This is a genomic window from Rhodococcus sp. BP-261 (assembly GCF_019835205.1).
Classification (GTDB): Bacteria; Actinomycetota; Actinomycetes; order Mycobacteriales; family Mycobacteriaceae; genus Rhodococcoides; species Rhodococcoides kyotonensis_B.
The window spans coordinates 88,844-106,882 of sequence record NZ_JABUCO010000011.1 but is presented as its reverse complement, the minus strand read 5'-3'; the positions used below and the strand labels follow the sequence as shown (position 1 = coordinate 106,882).

Annotated in this window: 17 protein-coding genes; 11 read left to right on the top strand and 6 right to left on the bottom strand. The window is 65.3% G+C overall.

Annotated elements, in window-relative coordinates; translation table 11 throughout:
- Positions 1-26 precede the first annotated feature (26 nt).
- A complete protein-coding gene (locus HQ354_RS14415) occupies positions 27-770 on the top strand; it encodes an ABC transporter permease (protein ID WP_222634988.1) in 744 nt (247 codons plus the stop codon).
- Between the two features lie 51 nt (positions 771-821).
- Here HQ354_RS14415 and HQ354_RS14410 read toward each other — a convergent pair whose 3' ends face one another.
- Entirely contained in the window at positions 822-2,243 is a 1,422-nt protein-coding gene (locus tag HQ354_RS14410) for an MDR family MFS transporter (protein WP_222634987.1), read from the bottom strand.
- A 62-nt stretch (positions 2,244-2,305) separates the two neighbouring features.
- On the opposite strand from HQ354_RS14410, the gene HQ354_RS14405 reads away from it, so the two are divergent.
- Both HQ354_RS14405 and HQ354_RS14400 read left to right on the top strand, forming a co-directional pair.
- Positions 2,306-3,190: a phosphoribosylaminoimidazolesuccinocarboxamide synthase gene (locus HQ354_RS14405; RefSeq protein ID WP_222634986.1), complete on the top strand. Its 885-nt coding sequence runs from the start codon at positions 2,306-2,308 to the stop codon at positions 3,188-3,190.
- Positions 3,187-5,313, top strand: a complete 2,127-nt coding sequence (locus HQ354_RS14400; RefSeq protein ID WP_222634985.1) for a S9 family peptidase — start codon at positions 3,187-3,189, stop codon at positions 5,311-5,313. The genes HQ354_RS14405 and HQ354_RS14400 overlap by 4 nt, the downstream gene beginning before the upstream one ends.
- A gap of 47 nt (positions 5,314-5,360) precedes the next feature.
- Here HQ354_RS14400 and HQ354_RS14395 read toward each other — a convergent pair whose 3' ends face one another.
- Positions 5,361-6,041 carry a response regulator gene (locus HQ354_RS14395; protein WP_068424965.1) on the bottom strand — a complete coding sequence of 227 codons (681 nt, stop codon included), beginning with the start codon at positions 6,039-6,041 and terminating at the stop codon, positions 5,361-5,363.
- On the bottom strand, positions 6,038-7,534 hold the full coding sequence (locus tag HQ354_RS14390) for a sensor histidine kinase (protein ID WP_084423747.1): 1,497 nt from the start codon (positions 7,532-7,534) through the stop codon (positions 6,038-6,040). Before HQ354_RS14390 ends, HQ354_RS14395 begins: the two co-directional genes overlap by 4 nt.
- A 192-nt stretch (positions 7,535-7,726) precedes the next feature.
- On the opposite strand from HQ354_RS14390, the gene HQ354_RS14385 reads away from it, so the two are divergent.
- The 3 genes from HQ354_RS14385 (at position 7,727) to HQ354_RS14375 (ending at position 10,489) form a co-directional block, all read left to right on the top strand.
- Entirely contained in the window at positions 7,727-9,112 is a 1,386-nt protein-coding gene (locus tag HQ354_RS14385; protein ID WP_068424959.1) for a cation:dicarboxylate symporter family transporter, read from the top strand.
- A gap of 116 nt (positions 9,113-9,228) precedes the next feature.
- Positions 9,229-9,735 (top strand): glutathione peroxidase, encoded by a 507-nt coding sequence (locus tag HQ354_RS14380; RefSeq protein ID WP_068424957.1) that lies wholly within the window; start codon positions 9,229-9,231, stop codon positions 9,733-9,735.
- 55 nt (positions 9,736-9,790) lie between these two features.
- Positions 9,791-10,489 (top strand): DUF2334 domain-containing protein, encoded by a 699-nt coding sequence (locus tag HQ354_RS14375; RefSeq protein ID WP_068424955.1) that lies wholly within the window; start codon positions 9,791-9,793, stop codon positions 10,487-10,489.
- Between the two features lie 52 nt (positions 10,490-10,541).
- Here HQ354_RS14375 and HQ354_RS14370 read toward each other — a convergent pair whose 3' ends face one another.
- Entirely contained in the window at positions 10,542-11,186 is a 645-nt protein-coding gene (locus HQ354_RS14370; RefSeq protein WP_068424945.1) for an MBL fold metallo-hydrolase, read from the bottom strand.
- A gap of 89 nt (positions 11,187-11,275) precedes the next feature.
- Between HQ354_RS14370 and purS the strand changes: the two genes are divergently transcribed.
- From purS to HQ354_RS14355, 3 genes are read left to right on the top strand one after another with little or no spacing between them, the layout of a single operon-like run.
- Positions 11,276-11,512, top strand: a complete 237-nt coding sequence (gene purS, locus HQ354_RS14365) for a phosphoribosylformylglycinamidine synthase subunit PurS (RefSeq protein ID WP_068424943.1) — start codon at positions 11,276-11,278, stop codon at positions 11,510-11,512.
- Positions 11,509-12,186: a phosphoribosylformylglycinamidine synthase subunit PurQ gene (purQ, locus tag HQ354_RS14360; RefSeq protein WP_068424940.1), complete on the top strand. Its 678-nt coding sequence runs from the start codon at positions 11,509-11,511 to the stop codon at positions 12,184-12,186. The genes purS and purQ overlap by 4 nt, the downstream gene beginning before the upstream one ends.
- Before the next feature lie 37 nt (positions 12,187-12,223).
- On the top strand, positions 12,224-12,574 hold the full coding sequence (locus HQ354_RS14355) for a VOC family protein (RefSeq protein WP_068424935.1): 351 nt from the start codon (positions 12,224-12,226) through the stop codon (positions 12,572-12,574).
- On the opposite strand, the gene HQ354_RS14350 is transcribed toward HQ354_RS14355, so the two are convergent.
- Positions 12,571-13,404 carry a hypothetical protein gene (locus HQ354_RS14350; RefSeq protein WP_174551402.1) on the bottom strand — a complete coding sequence of 278 codons (834 nt, stop codon included), beginning with the start codon at positions 13,402-13,404 and terminating at the stop codon, positions 12,571-12,573. The genes HQ354_RS14355 and HQ354_RS14350 overlap by 4 nt on opposite strands.
- 109 nt (positions 13,405-13,513) lie before the next feature.
- On the opposite strand from HQ354_RS14350, the gene HQ354_RS14345 reads away from it, so the two are divergent.
- Positions 13,514-14,791, top strand: coding sequence for a M18 family aminopeptidase (locus tag HQ354_RS14345; RefSeq protein WP_068424930.1), 1,278 nt, complete (start codon positions 13,514-13,516; stop codon positions 14,789-14,791).
- 114 nt (positions 14,792-14,905) lie between these two features.
- On the opposite strand, the gene HQ354_RS14340 is transcribed toward HQ354_RS14345, so the two are convergent.
- Positions 14,906-15,661, bottom strand: a complete 756-nt coding sequence (locus tag HQ354_RS14340) for a nucleoside phosphorylase (protein WP_254303487.1) — start codon at positions 15,659-15,661, stop codon at positions 14,906-14,908.
- 100 nt (positions 15,662-15,761) lie between these two features.
- On the opposite strand from HQ354_RS14340, the gene purL reads away from it, so the two are divergent.
- Positions 15,762-18,038 (top strand): phosphoribosylformylglycinamidine synthase subunit PurL, encoded by a 2,277-nt coding sequence (gene purL / locus HQ354_RS14335; protein WP_222634984.1) that lies wholly within the window; start codon positions 15,762-15,764, stop codon positions 18,036-18,038.
- Position 18,039: the final 1 nt, after the last annotated feature.

The window sequence follows — 18,039 nt, the reverse complement described above, 5'->3', positions numbered from 1 at the left end:
TCCACGCACGAGGGACAATTGCCCGCGTGAGTTCTTCGCTGGCCGAACCCGGTCTCCCCCTTGCCGTTCTGTGCGTCGTCATGGTGCTGCTCGCGGCATCGGTGTACTGGTGGTCGTCGATCGGGCGGATATCCACGGTTCCGACGGCTGCGCTGCGTGGATTCGTACAACTGGCAGCGATCTCGCTGATTCTTGCTGCAGCACTGGCACACCTGTGGTCGTCGCTGCTCGTACTGCTGGTGATGTTCGGGGCCGCAGCGTTCACGTCGATCCGGCGCTCGGAAGCAGGTCGCTCCGGCCTGTGGCTCACGATTCCACTCGCGGTGGGCATAGGCGTCGTCGTCCCGCTGTGCCTCCTGACCGGCGTGGTCCCGGCCGAGGGTATCGCGATCGTTCCCGTCGGCGGAATCATCCTCGGCGGCACGATGACTGCGACGTCGCTGTCTGCGCGACGCTCGCTCGACGCGTTGACCGATCGTCACGGTGAAGTCGAGGCCGCGCTCAGCCTCGGCCTGTCCGAACGAGAATCACGGCTCGAGGTCGTCCGGCCGACGGCTGGCGACGCGCTGCTGCCCGGCCTGGACCAGACGCGAACCGTCGGACTCGTGACACTGCCCGGCGCGTTCGTCGGTGTGCTGCTGGCCAGTGGTTCGGCGATTCAAGCAGGTGCGGTGCAGATCCTCGTACTGACGGGGTTGCTGCTGGCCCAGACGTTGGCCGTCGTGCTGACGGTCGAATTCGTGTCGCACGGGTACGTGCACCGGTCGTGAGTAGAAATGTATAGCGGGCGGGAGTGGAGCCTGCGGAATGACCCGAAGGCACTATACATTCGCGCGCACGTGCGGCGAAGCCGCCTTGGGCATCAGCGCTGCTGCGGCGAGCATGACGACCGCCGTCACGAAGACACCCACGAAGACCAGATGAACGGCGTCGGACAGCTGCGCCGGGTCCGGGTCGCCAGACACTCGCGAATTCACGACGGCACCGAAAATCGCGACTCCGACGGCACTTCCGATCGAACGCGCGAACATGTTCGTCGACGTCGCAACGCCGCGCTCTTCCCACTCGACGCTCGTCTGGGCGGCGATGAGCGTCGGGCTGGCGATGAGACCCATGCCGAGGCCGACGACGAAGCAGACCGCCGCGATCATCCAGATCGGGGAATCGGAGCCGACCAGCGTGGTCGCCCCTGCGCCGACGACCGCGATCGTTCCACCCGTCATGGCGGTCGCGCGAAACCCGAAGCGCAGATAGAACCTGCCCGACAGCGACGCTGCGATCGGCCATCCCAGCGTCAGCGTCGCCACTGCGAAACCCGCCACGATGGCACCGGTACCGAGGACGCCTTGGACGAACGTCGGAACGTACGAGGTCAGACCCAGCACGATGGCACCCACCAGCAGCGAGATGAGACTGCTGACGACGAGTACGCGACGCGTGAAGACCCAGAGCGGCAGGATCGGCTCGGCGGCGCGCGTCTGCTGCCACGTGAACAACGCCAGCGCGACGACGCCACCGACGAAGATGGAAATGCTGATCGGTGACGCCCACGCCCACGACTGGCCGCCTTCGAGAAGGCCGAGCAACACCGCGGCGGCGCCGATCGTCAGCAGGGCGGCACCCGCGTAGTCGATCTTCGGCTTCGTTCTGTCGAGTGCGCCCTCGTGGAAGCGCCGAATCAGCACCCACCCTGCCAGCAGGCACAGCGGAATGTTGACGAAGAAGATCCACCTCCAGGACAGGAACTCGGAGAAGATTCCGCCGAGTGCGGGCCCCAGGACCGCGCTCATCGCCCAGACGCTGGCCAGATAGCCCTGCGCTTTGGCGCGTTCCTGCAACGTGTAGATGTCACCCGCGATCGTCACGGACATCGGCTGCACCGCGCCTGCGCCGAGTCCCTGCACGGCGCGGAACGCGATGAGGGCGGGCATCGACCACGCGAGGCCGCACAGGATCGATCCGAGAAGGAACACCCCGATGCCCCACAGCATGACCTTCTTCCGCCCGAACAGGTCGGCCAGCTTGCCGTAGATCGGGACGGACACGGCCTGGGCCAGCAGATAGATCGAGAACAGCCACGGGAACTGACCGAACCCACCGAGATCGCCGACGATCGTCAGCACCGCCGTCGCGATGATCGTCGAGTCGAGCGCGACGAGTGACGTGCTGAGCATCAGGGCGATCAGAATCGGCCCTCGCTCGGACCGGAAACCGACATCGGGCACTTCTTGGTTCGTTGCCATCACCAACCATTGTTCCTCGACACGGGCAGACCGTGCGAGCACACCCAGATAGGGTTGGTCTCGTGCGTCCACAACTCAGCAGCTATGAACACCTCGCCGGGGGTAAGGTCCGCGATCTCCACGTCATCGACGACGACCATCTTCTCCTCGTCGCCAGCGATCGAATCTCTGCCTACGACCACGTTCTCGAGACACCCATCCCGGACAAGGGCCGCGTCCTGACGGCAATGAGCGTGTTCTTCTTCGAGGAGTTGGGTGGCGTCAACCATCTTGCCGGGGACCCTCGCGACGAACGCATCCCGGAGGAACTTCTCGGACGGGCTCTCGTCGTCAAGCGGCTCGAGATGGTGCCGATCGAGTGCGTCGCCCGCGGATATCTGACCGGATCGGGACTGTCGGACTACCAGCGCACCGGCGCGGTGTGTGGCGTCGAGCTTCCCGCAGGGCTCGTCGAGTCGAGCAAGCTCGACGAACCGATCTTCACTCCGGCGGCGAAGGCTGCCCTCGGTGAGCACGACGAGAACGTGGACTTCGCGGCCGTCGTCGACAAGGTCGGGGAAGAACTCGCGTTCAAGCTGCGTGAGGACACCCTCGAGATCTACACGCGTGCAGCGAATTTCGCATTGGACCGCGGCGTGATTCTCGCGGACACCAAGTTCGAGTTCGGTCTCGATGCGGACCGCAATCTCGTTCTGGCCGACGAGGTTCTGACTCCGGACTCCTCACGTTACTGGCCCGCCGACGGTTACGAGGAGGGCAAGGTGCAGCCGAGCTTCGACAAGCAGTTCGTCCGCGACTGGCTGACGGGTGAGTCCGGATGGGACCGCCACGGCGACACTCCGCCTCCGGCCCTGCCGGACGACGTCGTCACGGCGACCCGCGCACGATACATCGAGGCCTACGAACGCATCTCGGGCCTGAACTTCGACGATTGGGTACACCCGTGACACTCGTTCCTCCCGTCGCCAAGAAGGTTCCGCACGAGCGGACGCACCACGGTGACACTTTCGTCGACAACTACGAATGGTTGCGCGACAAGGACGATCCCGAAGTGATCGCCTACCTCGAAGCCGAGAACGCGTACACCGAGCAGCAGACCGCCGGTCTGGAACCGTTGCGCCAGGCGATCTTCGACGAGATCAAGTCACGCACCCAGGAGACCGACCTGTCCGTGCCGACGCGCATGGGGGACTGGTGGTACTACTCCCGCACGCAGGAGGGCAAGTCGTACGGCCTCCAATGCCGTTGTCCCGTCGACTCTCCCGACGACTGGACGCCGCCTTCACTGTCCGACAACGTGCCAGGCGAGCAGGTCCTGCTCGACGCCAACGTCGAAGCCGAAGGGCACTCGTTCTTCGCGCTCGGCGCGTTCTCCATCAGCCGCGACGGCAACCTGCTGGCCTTCTCGGTGGACGTCGAGGGCGACGAGCGCTACACGATGCGGTTCAAGGATCTTCGTACCGGCGAGATGCTGCCCGACGTCATCGAGAAGACAGCACCCGGCGCGACCTGGTCGTTCGACCACAGCTACGTCTTCTATCAGACCGTCGACGAGTCGTGGCGGCCCGACACGGTGTGGCGCCACAAGCTCGGGACGTCGACCGACGAGGACGTCACGGTCTTCCACGAGCCGGACGAGAGCTACTGGGTCGGCTTCGGATCGACGCGCAGCGAGAAGTACCTGATGATCTGGGTCGGCTCGAAGATCACGTCCGAATGCCTCGTCCTCGAATCCGACAACCCCGAGGGTGAATTCCGCGTCGTGCTCCCGCGCGTCGACGGCGTCGAGTACAGCATCGAGCACGCCGTCGTGAAGGGCGAGGATCGATTCCTCGTCCTGCACAACGGATCCGTGAACGGGTGGGGCACCGACGGAGCCAAAGCCGAGAACTTCATCCTCGCCGACGCACCCGTCGACGACCCGACGCAGCAGACGACGCTCGTTGCGCACCGCGCCGACGTCCGGCTCGAGGACGTCGACGCCTACGCCGATCATCTCGTACTCGGTTACCGCCGGGAAGCGCTGACGCGTCTGGCTGTCTGGCCGCTCGACTCCACCGGCTACGGCACGTACCACGAGCTCGAATTCGACGAGGAGCTCTACGCCGTCGGATCGGGATCGAACCCGGAATGGACGCAGCCTCTGCTGCGATTGGCGTACACGTCGTTCATCACGCCCGGACAGGTGTACGACTACGACTTGTCGACAAAGGAGCTGTTGCTCCGCAAGTCGCAGCCAGTACTCGGTGACTTCGACGCGTCGAACTATGTGCAGCAACGGGATTGGGCGGTCGCGTCGGACGGCACGCGGATACCGCTGTCGATCGTGCGCCGCAAGGACGTGCCCGACGGCCCCGCGCCGACGCTGCTGTACGGCTACGGCTCGTACGAGGCGTCGATGGATCCGGCGTTCTCGGTGGCGCGGCTGTCGCTACTGGACCGCGGCATCGTGTTCGTCGTCGCGCATGTCCGAGGCGGCGGCGAGATGGGCCGGCACTGGTACGACAACGGCAAGACGCTGACGAAGAAGAACACGTTCACCGATTTCGTCTCCGCGGCACAGCATTTGATCTCCACCGGACGTACGTCGCCGGAACATCTGGTCGCCGACGGCGGGAGCGCGGGAGGACTGCTGATGGGTGCCGTCGCCAACCTCGCTCCCGAGTTGTTCAACGGCATCCTGGCGAACGTGCCGTTCGTCGATCCGCTGACGTCGATCCTCGACCCGTCGCTGCCGCTGACGGTCATCGAATGGGACGAGTGGGGAAATCCGTTGGCGGACAAGGAGGTGTACGAGTACATGAAGTCGTACAGCCCCTACGAGAACGTCGAAGCCAAGGACTACCCGTCGATTCTCGCGATCACGTCGATCAACGACACCCGTGTGCTGTACGTCGAGCCGGCGAAATGGGTTGCGGCGCTGCGCGCGACGAAGACCGGTGACTCGGAGCTGCTACTGAAGACCGAGATGAGCGCGGGTCACGGCGGCGTCAGCGGGCGTTACGAGAAGTGGAAGGAAGCGGCGTTCGAGTACGCCTGGATCGTAAGCGCCTCCGGCGCACGTGCATAGAAACGCATAGCCCTCTATGTATTTTCGTGCACGTGCGGCGAAGCCGCCTACCGCCAGACGTACCGCACCTGCGGGCGTCCGGCGCGGCCGTATTCCGTGTTGCGCGTGACGAGGCCGTCGTCGGCGAGGCGTTCGAGATAGCGCCACGCCGTGACGCGTGAGACGCCGACGAGCTTGGCGGCCTCGGACGCGTTCAAGCCACCCGGCGCGTCACGGACGATGGCGGTGACGCCGTCCATTGTCTGTGGCGCAATGCCTTTCGGTGACGACGCCCGCTCGTCTGCCGTGCGGAGACGGGACATCGCGCGGTCGATGTCGCGCTGGCTCGCCGCGTTCTCACCCGCAGGCAACGCGTCGTGGAACTCGCGATAGCGTTCGAGCTTGTCGCGAAACGCCGCGAACGTGAACGGCTTCAGTAGATACAGCACGACGCCGTGCGCGACGGCCGACCGCACCACGGACAGATCTCGCTCCGACGTGATCGCGATGACGTCGGGGCTCGGCCGCAGACCACCCAGAGCGGCGGCGACGTCGATGCCGTTGGAATCGGGCAGGCCGATGTCCAGGAGCACGAGGTCGACGGGCTCCTCGGCCTCGGTGGCGGCTTTCAAGGCCGCCTGTCCGGTATGCGCCATGCCGACGACCGTGAACCCGGGCACGCGTTCGACGTAGTTCTTGTGTGCCTCGGCAATCAGAACCTCGTCCTCGACGATCAGCACCCGGATCATGCGGGCCGGTCCAGTGGAATACGCGCCGTCAGCACCGACCCGTACGTGATTTCGGACGTCAGCGCGCCGTGATAGCGACGCACGACCTGGGTGACGAGCGCGAGGCCGAGACCGCGCGACCCGGACTTGGTGGAATAGCCTCGCGTCAGCGCTCTTTCGAGAACGTCGGCGGGCATTCCCGGCCCGCTGTCGGAGACTCGCACGAGTAGTTCGGACGCCGAATCGCGCACGGTCACTTCGACCCACGGTTGTTCGGCTTCCTTCGACGCATCGATTGCATTGTCTATCAGATTGCCCACCAGCGTGACCAATTCGCGAGGCGTCACCGAACCCGCGTGATCGAGCGCCGTGTCCTCGGTGATCGACAGCTCCACGCCCTGCTCGGCGGCTTGGCTCACCTTGCCGAGGAGTAACGCCGCGAGGGCGGGTTCGCTCACTGCCGTCATCAGCCGGTCGATCAGATGCTGCGAGAGTTCGAGATCGGCCGTCGCGAATTCGACGGCTTCCTGCGGCCGCCCGAGTTCGACCATCGTGATGACGGTGTGCAGGCGGTTCGCCGACTCGTGCGCCTGCGAGCGCAACGACTCCGCGAAACTGCGCACCGAGTCGAGCTCACCCATGACGCCCTGCAGTTCGGTGCGATCTCGGACGGTCAGGACGTCTCCGAGACGATGACCCTCCCACATCACGGGGTCCTGGTTGACGACGAGTATCCGGTTCTCGGTGACGTGGAGCTCGCCGTGCACGGTTCCGGACTTCATCTGCTGCAACGATTCCGGGAGATCGGTTCGGTGGACCGGGCCGTCGGGAAGATCGAGGAGCCGTCGCGCCTCGTCGTTGACGATCTCTGCGCTGTTCTTGCGGCCGAACACGACGAGGCCCTCGCTGATCGAGTGCAGCACGGCGTCGTGATGCTCGTACATCGAGCGCAGTTCGTCGGGAGCGAGCCCGAGGGTCTGGCGTCGTAACCTTCTCGCGAGCAGAACGGACCCGACAGTCGCGACGACGAACGCAGCGACGACGACCCCGACGATCAGCGGTAGGCCCTGGAAGAACTGGTCGCTGATCTTGGCCCGTGTGACTCCGGCCGACACCAGTCCGACGATCGTGCCCGCGGAGTCGGTCACCGGCGTCACCGCCCGGATCGACGGGCCGAGCGAACCCACGTAGGTCTCGGTGAACGTCTCGCCCTGCAGCGCCCGGTCGATGTTCCCGCTGAACGGTTTGCCGATCAGGTCGACGGTGGTGTGCGTGAACCGCGTGCGGTCCGGCGCCATGACGACGATGAAGTCCACGCCGGTGACGCCGCGGATCTTCTCGGTCTCGGGCTGCAATCGGCCGGTCGGGTCGTTCGACAAGATGGCCTCCGCCGTCGACGGCTCGTTCGCGATGCTCGCGGCGATCGCGACGACCTCGCGCCGGGTCGCGTCGTCGCTGTTCGAGCGCTCGTGGACGACCGTCAGCACGCCGCCCGCGAGAACGACGACGGCCATGACGACCAATTGCAGGACCAGAACCTGCCCTGCGACGCTCGTCGGGCGCTTGGCCACGTGCGGTGCCTTCTTTCGTAACTCGAACCTGTGAACAGAATGAACGTATTCGTGACATCGGTCACGGCTTCGACCACCATCGTCCTCTAGCAAGGCGTGATCCAACTCACTCCATTAGTCACAAAGGACATACCCATGACTACCAGCATCGATGCTGACGGAAGCCGCAACCCGGTTCCCGAACCCAAGAAGAAGCGCGACAAGACGCATTGGCTCTACATCGCGGTCATCATCGCCGTCGTCGGCGGCGTCATCGTCGGCCTGACTGCGAAGGACTTCGCGGTCGAGCTCGCAGTACTCGGAACTCTGTTCGTCAGCTTGATCAAGATGATGATCAGCCCGGTCATCTTCTGCACCATCGTCCTCGGCATCGGATCGGTGCGTGCCGCGGCCAGCGTCGGCAAGGTCGGTGGCCTCGCCCTCGGTTACTTCATCGCGATGTCCACGATCGCCCTCGCGGTCGGCATGGTCGTCGGGAACCTGATTCAGCCGGGTACCGGCCTCGATATCCCCAGCAGCGGTTCCGGTGACCAGTACGCGAACGCTGCGCACGAGGCCGGCGGCACGATGGACTTCATCGCAGGCATCATTCCGGAGACGCTGCTGTCGTCGCTGACGTCGGGCAGTGTGCTGCAGACCCTGTTCGTCGCCATCCTCGTCGGCTTCGCGCTGCAGGCCATGGGCAAGTCGGGCGAAGGCATTCTCAAGGGCATCGGCGCGGTGCAGAAGCTGGTCTTCCGTGTCCTGACGATGATCCTGTGGGTCGCCCCGATCGGTGCTTTCGGAGCCATCGCCGGCGTCGTCGGCAAGACCGGATTCGACGCGGTCATCCAGCTCGGCACGCTCATGCTCGCCTTCTACATCACGTGCTTCATCTTCGTGTTCGGGTTCCTCGGCCTTATCCTGCGCTTCGTCTCCGGCTTCTCGATCTTCAAGCTGGTCAAGTACCTGGCTCGCGAATACCTGCTGATCGTTGCGACGTCGTCGTCCGAGTCGGCTCTGCCGCGTCTGATTGCCAAGATGGAGCACGTCGGCGTCGAGCGCACCACCGTGGGCATCGTGGTTCCGACCGGCTACTCGTTCAACCTCGACGGCACGGCGATCTACCTGACGATGGCGTCGATCTTCATCGCCGACGCCATGAACATGCCGCTGTCGATCCCGGAGCAGTTCTCGCTGCTGCTGTTCATGATCATCGCGTCGAAGGGTGCGGCCGGAGTCTCCGGTGCCGGTCTGGCCACGCTGGCAGGCGGCCTGCAGAGCCACCGCCCCGAGCTGCTCGACGGCGTCGGCCTCATCGTCGGCATCGACCGGTTCATGTCCGAGGCCCGCGCGGTCACGAACTTCTCCGGAAACGCCGTCGCGACCCTGCTCATCGGCACCTGGACCAAGACCGTCGACGCCTCCCGCGTCAAGACCGTCCTCGACGGCGGCCTGCCGTTCGACGAGGCAACGATGGTCGACGACCATCTGCCCGAGGACGACCGTCCGTCCCTCCAGAAGGAGCCTGCGAAGGCGTGAGAGCTGCCGGGTGCTGCCGAATCCCCCCGGCGCCCGGTTCGGTAGAACAGGAGAACGACCCCGCTTACAAGCGGGGTCGTTCTCCTTTTGCGGTAACGCACAGGTAGGTTCGGGGCATGACTGAAGTCCAGAACATCGGCATCAACACGTTGGGCGGAGCGCCCACCTCGCTCGATGAATATGCAGGAAGAGCAGTCCTCGTGGTCAACGTCGCGTCGAAGTGCGGCCTGACCCCCCAGTACTCCACCCTCGAAAAGCTGGCCTCCGAGTACTCGTCGAAGGGACTCACGGTCATCGGCGTGCCGTGCAACCAGTTCGGCGGCCAGGAGCCCGGCACCGCCGAGGAGATCGAAAGTTTCTGCTCCACCACCTACGGCGTCACCTTCCCGATGATGGAGAAGATCGAGGTCAACGGCGAGAACCGGCACCCGCTGTACGCCGAGCTCACCAAGACTGCCGACGCCGACGGTGAAGCGGGCGACATCCAGTGGAACTTCGAGAAGTTCCTGATCTCGCCCGACGGCGTCGTCACCAACCGTTTCCGTCCTCGCACCGAACCCGATGCGCCCGAGGTGCTGGCCGCGATCGACAAGATCCTGCCGAAGGAAACGATCGCCGTTTAGCCTGTCGCCACGCGACTGTCGAGCCTCGTTCACCCTGGTGTGCGAGGCTCGAGCCATGTCTGGACGACTGATCGTGTCGGTGAGCGGAATCAGGGACGACACCTGCGAGAACGTTGTCGAGTTCGCGCAGGAACTCGACAAACGCGGTGTCGCGATGTCGCTTCTCGTCGCACCACGACTGAAGGACAAATACCGTCTGACGCAGGACGAGCTGACGCAGGATTGGCTGCGCAGCCGTCGCGACCGGGGTGATGCCATCGTGCTGCACGGCTACGACCAGGCTGCGACGAAGCGTCGGCGAGCGGAGTTCGCGGCGCTGCCGCGTCACGAGGCGCGGTTGCGTCTGATGGCCGCCGATCGCGTCATGGAAGAGATCGGACTGCGCACGCGTGTCTTCGCTCCGCCGCGGTGGGTTGCCTCGCCCGGAGCTGTGGCCGCGTTGCCCGACGCCGGGTTCCGCATGATCGCCGGTGTGAGCGCAATCCACGACCTCGAGACCGGGGCCGTGCAGCGCGGGCGTGTTCTCGGCATCGGCGAGGGGTTCAAGACCGAACCGTGGTGGTGCCGCGCCCTCGTCATCGGGGCCGGCCGCACCGCGCGACGTGACGGCCTGATCCGCTTGTCGGTCAGCGCAAAGCAATTGGGCCGTAGTGGGCCGCATCAGGCGATGCTCGACGCGGTCGATCTCGCGTTGTACAGCGGCGCCGAGCCTGCCGTGTACGAGCACGTGCGCCGGATTCGCCGGGCGGCCTGACGGCCCCGTGCGCGCGAATGTACAGAGGGCTGTACATTCGCGCGCACGTGGGCTAGATCTCGACGCTGGTCTCGGCGTCGAACGTACGAAACTCGGTGGCGTCGTCGGCCATATCCGTGAACCGTCCGTAGTAGATGCCGCGTGCCTGCTCGGCGACGACCGCCTGATGGATCGGGAATGCCGCCCGCGGCGCGACCGCACGCAGGAACTCGACGTTCTCCGAGAGCTTCGACCATGGCGCTGCCGTCGGGAGCGCCAGCACGTCGACCTTCTGTTCCGGCACGAACAACGAGTCGCCCGGATGCAGAAGCTGACCGGGATTCTCGGGTGTGCCGAGGAGATAGCCCGTGTTGTCGATCACGGGAAGCTCGGGATGAATCACCGCGTGCGTGCCGCCGACGCCGGTGACCTGGATGCCGCCGATCGAGAAGACGTCGCCCGCGTGCGCGGCCGTCCAGCGCTCACCGAGCTGAGACGTCGTCATCGGATCGGCGTACAGCGCGGCACCCGGATTGTCTTGCAGCAGAGCAGGAAGCCGCTCGAGATCGACGTGGTCCGGATGCTGGTGGGTGACGAGGATGGCGTCGAGACCCGTGATGCCCTCGAACCCGTGGGAGAAGTTACCGGGGTCGAAGAGCACGGTCGTGCCGTTCAGTTCGACGAGTACACAGGAATGCCCGAAGTGTGTCAGTCGCATGTACTCAACATATGCGCAGTTTCGCGACTGTCGCAGTGCCTGCGTAAACTCTCTTCCGCCGGTAAACATCTTTTCCTAGGAGCTTCCTCGTGGCCCGAGTAGTTGTCGATGTCATGCCCAAGGCCGAAATTCTCGATCCGCAAGGTCAGGCCATCGCGGGTGCGCTGGGTCGGCTGGGCGTCGCCGGAGTGTCCGACGTGCGTCAGGGCAAGCGTTTCGAGCTCGAGGTCGACGACAGCGTCGACGACGCCGAGCTCGAGAAGATCGCCGAGTCGCTTCTCGCGAACACGGTGATCGAGGACTGGAAGGTCACCCGTCTCGCATGAGCGCTCGCATCGGTGTAATCACGTTCCCCGGAACCCTCGACGACGTCGACGCATCGCGCGCAGTCTCGCTCGCCGGCGGTGAGCCCGTCAGCCTGTGGCATGCCGACGCCGACCTGAAGGGTGTCGACGCCATCGTCGTGCCCGGCGGCTTCTCCTACGGTGACTACCTGCGCGCGGGTGCCATCGCTCGATTCGCGCCGGTCATGGAATCGGTCGTCACCGCAGCTCAGGGCGGTATGCCCGTGCTCGGCATCTGCAACGGTTTCCAGGTCCTGTGCGAGGTCGGTCTCCTTCCCGGCGCGCTCACCCGCAACGAAGCGCTGCATTTCGTGTGCCGCGACCAGTGGCTGAAGGTGGAGAACACCGACACCGCGTGGTCGTCGCGCTACGACGTCGGCGCCGAGATCCTGATCCCGGTCAAGAACGCCGAGGGCCGCTACCAGGCGCCGCAGAACGTGCTCGACGAGCTCGAGGGCGAAGGCCGAGTCGTGTTCCGCTACAGCGGATCCAACCCGAACGGTTCGCAGCGCGAGATCGCGGGCATCTGCTCGCCCAACGGCCGCGTCGTCGGACTGATGCCGCACCCCGAGCACGCCACCGAGCCCCTGACGGGCCCGAGCGACGACGGTCTCGGCATCTTCTACTCGGCTCTCGACGCGGTCGTCAACGCCTGACAAACATGGTGTCGGTGGCCGGAGATAGTCTCCGGCCATGACACTGACTCCGGCGATGATCACGCTCGACTCCTCGAACCCCGGCCCGCTCGCGCGCTGGTGGGCTGAGCAGACGGGAGGGAACATCGAGCAGGAGAACGACGGCTGGTTCTACATCGTCGCGCTCCCGGCCGTGCCGTATCGACTGGCTTTCCAGAAGGTCGACGACCCGACACCGGGCAAGAACCGGATGCACCTCGATCTGACGACGTCCGATCTCGACGGTGAGTTGGTCAGGCTCGTCGAGGCGGGTGCGTCCGAGGTGGAACAGCACACGATGGGCGACTTCCGGTGGGTCACCCTGGCAGATCCCGACGGCAACCTGTTCTGCGTGTCCGGAACGCACTAGCCGTCGGCAAGTTCACGCAGCGTGTCGTCGAAATGCCCGGTCGGCTCGAGGACGCCGTTGCGGGACACCTGGCAGTACTCGTCGTCGCGCCAGAAGAACACCTCGCTCGAAAGCTGGCTCGGGGTGTCGGTCGACAGCATGACCGCGAGCTCGAGCAGCAGGTCCGCGGCGCGTTGTGCTTCGTCGTGCGAGCGTAGGCGGTGGCAGTCGATCTCGTATGCGCTCGGTACGGCGAACAGAACGCCGAACGGGGCGTCACCCAGTTCGTCAGCGAGGAAGCGCGGCATGTTCGCCACCTTGGACGCCAGATAGATCGAATCGCCACGCCGAACCTCGACGGCGACGTCGTCTTTCAGCATGCTCTCGTACGTCTCGAACTTCACGGCCGCGGTGTTCTCGCGGCCGAACGCCCACGCGGCAGACAGATCTCGGTTGGCGAGATACCGGTCTGCCACGTTCAGGGCCAGGTTCGGAAACGACAGGTTGAGTACCCGCCGTGGCGAACCGGGCGCGTCGACCAACGGGCTGGAGTACGAGTACTCGTTCATGATCGACAAGATCTCGGGTGGAACCACTCGTTCACGAAGACGCATGTAGAACTCGTCGTCGGGCATGTTGAGAAGGTATTCGGGGTTCGAAAGACGTTGCGTCTCGAGCGTCGTCGTCACGTGGAACTCGATCATGTCGTCCCAATGTCGGCGATCGTTGACACTGCACCGCTGCACCAGGTTGTGCAGTCCCATCGTGAATCCCGATTCCATTCTCAACGTCATCCCGTCGATCGTCGTCACCTCGACCCCGCGGCTCTTGCACGCGGCGATCACCTTCATTCGGATGATCGCGACAGATGTAGCGGTAAAAGGTTGTTGCGCAAGGTAATTCATGTCATCCCCCGACTGTCGATGTGGTCTTGTCCTGTTCGACGCAGTGGCTGACACAATGGTTCCCATGTCCTCCAACGCCACTGCTGCCGGTCTGTGCAATTTCGTCGACGTCTCTCCGTCGCCTTTCCATGTGTGCCGGACGGTGTCGGTACAGCTCGAGGAGGTCGGATTCGTCCGTGTCGAGGAGACCGAGGCATGGCCGACGGAACCGGGGAAGTACTACCTGATCCGCGGTGGGTCCCTCGTGGCCTGGAGTACTCACGCTGACGGCCCGTTCAGGATCGTCGGCGGACACACCGACAGCCCCAACCTCCGTGTGAAGCAGAACCCGGACCTCGAGTCGGCGGGGTGGCAGATGGTCGGGCTCGAACCGTACGGCGGCGCCTGGCTGAACTCGTGGCTCGATCGGGATCTCGGAATCTCCGGCCGACTCAGCGTGCGCGACGGCAACAGTCTGCGTGAAGTGCTCGTCAAGGTCGACGAACCGATTCTGCGCGTGCCGCAGCTGGCCATTCACCTGTCCGAGGACCGCAAAGGTGTCACGCTCGACCCACAGCGACACGTCAACGCGATCTGGGGCGTCGGGAACTCACCTCGCTCGTTCGTGGACTACGTGGCCGCACTGGAAGGCGTCGAACCGACCGACGTCCTCGGGTGGGAGTTGATGACGCACGATCTGGCCCCGAGCGCGATCGTCGGCGTCGGATCCGAGCTGGTCAGCGCGCCCCGGCTCGACAATCAGGGCACCTGCTACGCCGGGACGCAGGCGCTGATCGCAGCGGTCGCCGCGCCGACGGACGTCACGCCGGTGCTTGCGCTGTTCGACCACGAGGAGGTCGGCAGCATGTCCGACCGCGGTGCATTCTCGGATCTGCTGAACACGGTGCTCGAACGAATCGTGCTCGGACGCGGCGGCGGGCGTGAGGAGTTCCTGCGCACGATGGCGGGCTCGATCTGCGCGTCGGGCGACATGGCACACGCGACGCATCCCAACTATCCGGATCGCCACGAGCCGGCGCACCGCATCGAACTCGGCGGTGGCCCGGTTCTGAAGGTCAACCAAAATCTCAGGTACGCAACGGATTCCGCGGGTGCAGGCGCGTTCGCGCTGGCGTGCGATCAGGCGGGCGTGCCACTGCAGCGGTACGTCCACCGCGCCGATCTGCCGTGCGGCTCGACGATCGGGCCGATCACCGCGTCGCGCACCGGGCTGTCGACCGTCGACGTCGGCGCTGCGCAACTCGCGATGCACAGCTCACGTGAGCTCATGGGCGCGTCGGACATCACGGCGTACGCTGATGCACTGGCGGCGTTCCTGGCGCCTGCGGCGTAGCAATCTCGGGGAGCTGACACCCTTTTTGCACTGCCAACACCCCACATGAGCCGCGAATTCGGGGGCTAGCTCGGCAAGAAGGGTGCTCGCTCGACAAGCCAGGTGCCAGCGGAATCAGAAGCGCACGCAGGCATCGGCCGCGAGCCAGAACAACTGCTCGCGGACGGTGCCCGCTTTGGTCCAGCCGCGGTGCTCCCAGTCGGCCGCCAGCGAGTCACCGGCGTACAGCAACTGCGCGAAGCGCACCCCGCGATACTTCGCGACGGCACAGAACGCCGACGCTTCCATGTCGACCGTCAGACACCCCTCGTCGACGCGCCTCGACACCCGGCTTCGGGTCTCGCGGTACAGCGCGTCGGTGGTCCACGACCGACCGGTGACGTGATCGATGCCCGCCTCGGTCAGCACCTGCTGCAGCAGCGCGACGCCGTCGGGATCCGCATCGACGACGCGACCCGGCGGGAGGTAGTGGAAGGACGTGCCCTCGTCGCGCACGGCGCTGTCGACGACCATGACGTGTCCCATCCCGAGCTGATCGGTCAGCGCGCCCGCCCCGCCGACGGCGACGAACTCCTCGCACCCGAGTGCGATCGCTTCTTCGAGAAACAGGGCGGCGAGCGGCGCACCGACGCCCGGATGGAACACCGCGAGACGCTCACCTGCGCGTTCGATCTCGTAGACCGGGTGTTCGCCGTGCTCGGACCGCAGGATCGACAGCACCCGAGCCTTGCCTTCGCCTGCTATGGACTCGATCACCTCGGCGAAGAAGCAGACGACGGCCTTCTTCGGGACGTCCACCCCCTTGACCACCATCTGCGGCGTGATGACGCCTGTTTCGTCCAGATCGTTCTCGGTCAAAGGGATGTCCACCAGGCCATGTTCGCACAAACGACGAACACTGATTAGAGCCTGTCGGCCTGCACGGATAGACTGACCTCGGCAATTCGCTCCAGGGAAGGACTCACTCCTCGTGTCCGTCGATACAGTGTCAACCGCAGTCGCCACACCGGACGTGGCGCAGCCGTACAAGGAACTCGGACTCAAGGACGACGAGTACGCCCGAATCAAAGAGATTCTCGGCCGTCGCCCCACCGACGCCGAGCTGGCGATGTACTCCGTCATGTGGAGCGAGCACTGCTCGTACAAGTCCTCCAAGGTGCACCTGAAGTACTTCGGCGAGACCACCACCGACGAGATGCGTGAGTCGATGCTCGCCGGTATCGGTGAGAACGCAGGCGTCGTCGACGTCGGTGACGGCTGGGCCGTCACGTTCAAGGTCGAGAGCCACAATCACCCGTCGTACGTCGAGCCCTACCAGGGTGCCGCGACGGGCGTCGGCGGCATCGTCCGCGACATCATGGCCATGGGCGCACGTCCCATCGCCGTCATGGATCAGCTGCGTTTCGGTGCTGCAGATGCGCCCGACACGCGCCGCGTGCTGTCCGGCATCGTCTCCGGCGTCGGCGGCTACGGCAACTCCCTCGGTCTTCCCAACGTGGGCGGCGAGACGGTGTTCGACGCGTCCTACGCCGGCAACCCGCTGCTCAACGCGCTGTGCGCAGGCGTCATGCGCGTCGAGGACATGCACCTCGCATTCGCGTCGGGTGTCGGCAACAAGATCATCCTGTTCGGTGCGCGCACCGGCCTCGACGGCATCGGCGGCGTGTCCGTCCTCGCGTCGGAGACGTTCGACGGCGACGAAACCGGAGGCGGCAGAAAGAAGCTTCCTGCCGTCCAGGTCGGCGACCCGTTCACCGAGAAGGTCCTCATCGAGGCCTGCCTGGAGCTGTACGCGAACAAGCTCGTCGTCGGTATCCAGGACCTCGGCGGTGCCGGATTGTCCTGTGCTACTTCAGAACTCGCGTCCGCAGGTAGCGGTGGCATGCACATCGCGCTCGAGCAGGTGCCGATGCGCGCCACCGGAATGACTCCGGCAGAGGTGCTGTCGAGCGAGTCGCAGGAGCGCATGTGCGCCGTCGTCACGCCCGAGAACGTCGAGAAGTTCATGGCCGTCTGCAAGAAGTGGGACGTGCTCGCGACGGTCATCGGTGAGGTCACCGACGGCGATCACCTCGAAATCACGTGGCACGGTGAGACCGTCGTCGACGTTCCGCCGAAGACCGTTGCGCACGAAGGCCCGGTCTACACCCGCCCGGTGCAGCGTCCCGACACCCAGGACGCACTCGTCGCGAATTCGACTGCATCGCTGACACGTCCGCAGACGCCGGACGAGTTGAAGGCCACGCTCCTGAAGATGATCGGTTCGCCGCAGCTGTGCAGCCGCAAGTTCATCACCGAGCAGTACGACCGCTACGTCCGCGGGAATACCGTCCTCGCCGAGAACGCTGACGCCGGTGTGATTCGCATCGACGAGAAGTCCGGCCGCGGCATCGCGCTGGCCACCGATGCGTCGGGCCGCTACACCGCGCTCGATCCCTACCAGGGTGCTCAGCTCGCACTGGCCGAAGCCTTCCGCAACGTCGCCGTCACCGGTGCGACCCCGAAGGCCGTCACCAACTGCCTCAACTTCGGATCCCCCGAGGACCCGGGTGTCATGTGGCAGTTCCAGCAGGCCGTCCGCGGTCTGGCCGACGGCTGTGCCACCCTCGGCATCCCGGTCACCGGCGGCAACGTCAGCTTCTACAACCAGACCGGCTCGGAAGCCATCCTCCCGACCCCGGTCGTCGGCGTTCTCGGTGTCATCGACGACGTCCACCGCCGGATCCCGACCGGCCTCGGCCTCGAGCCCGGCGAGACGCTGATCCTGCTCGGCGACACCCACGACGAGTTCGACGGTTCCATCTGGGCGCAGGTCGAGCACGATCACCTCGGTGGCGTGCCGCCGAAGGTCGACCTCGCACGCGAGCAGCTCCTCGCGGACATTCTGCTCGCCGGATCGCGCGACGGCCTGATCAGCGCCGCGCACGATCTGTCCGAGGGTGGACTCGCGCAGACCGTCGTCGAAGCCGCGTTGGCCGGTGAAACCGGTTGCCGCATCCTGCTTCCCGAGGGCGCGGATCCGTTCGTCACGCTGTTCTCCGAGTCCTCCGGCCGCGTGCTCGTCGCCGTGCCGCGCACCGAGGAGACCCGTTTCACCGGCATGTGCAGCGCCCGTGGTCTGCCGTGGACACGCATCGGCGTCGTCGACGAAGGCTCGGACGACATCGAAGTTCAGGGTCAGTTCTCGGTCTCCATGACCGAGCTCCGTGAAACCTTCGAGGGCACCCTTCCCAGACTCTTCGGGTAGG

Excerpts from the sequence above, each read along its gene's own strand:
- HQ354_RS14410 (WP_222634987.1), bottom strand. The coding sequence starts at position 2,243 with ATGGCAACGAACCAAGAAGTGCCCGATGTCGGTTTCCGGTCCGAGCGA.
- HQ354_RS14395 (WP_068424965.1), bottom strand. The coding sequence starts at position 6,041 with ATGATCCGGGTGCTGATCGTCGAGGACGAGGTTCTGATTGCCGAGGCA.
- HQ354_RS14390 (WP_084423747.1), bottom strand. The coding sequence starts at position 7,534 with ATGGCCGTCGTCGTTCTCGCGGGCGGCGTGCTGACGGTCGTCCACGAG.
- HQ354_RS14385 (WP_068424959.1), top strand. The coding sequence starts at position 7,727 with ATGACTACCAGCATCGATGCTGACGGAAGCCGCAACCCGGTTCCCGAA.
- HQ354_RS14380 (WP_068424957.1), top strand. The coding sequence starts at position 9,229 with ATGACTGAAGTCCAGAACATCGGCATCAACACGTTGGGCGGAGCGCCC.
- HQ354_RS14375 (WP_068424955.1), top strand. The coding sequence starts at position 9,791 with ATGTCTGGACGACTGATCGTGTCGGTGAGCGGAATCAGGGACGACACC.
- HQ354_RS14370 (WP_068424945.1), bottom strand. The coding sequence starts at position 11,186 with ATGCGACTGACACACTTCGGGCATTCCTGTGTACTCGTCGAACTGAAC.
- purQ (WP_068424940.1), top strand. The coding sequence starts at position 11,509 with ATGAGCGCTCGCATCGGTGTAATCACGTTCCCCGGAACCCTCGACGAC.
- HQ354_RS14355 (WP_068424935.1), top strand. The coding sequence starts at position 12,224 with ATGACACTGACTCCGGCGATGATCACGCTCGACTCCTCGAACCCCGGC.
- HQ354_RS14350 (WP_174551402.1), bottom strand. The coding sequence starts at position 13,404 with ATGAAGGTGATCGCCGCGTGCAAGAGCCGCGGGGTCGAGGTGACGACG.
- HQ354_RS14345 (WP_068424930.1), top strand. The coding sequence starts at position 13,514 with ATGGTTCCCATGTCCTCCAACGCCACTGCTGCCGGTCTGTGCAATTTC.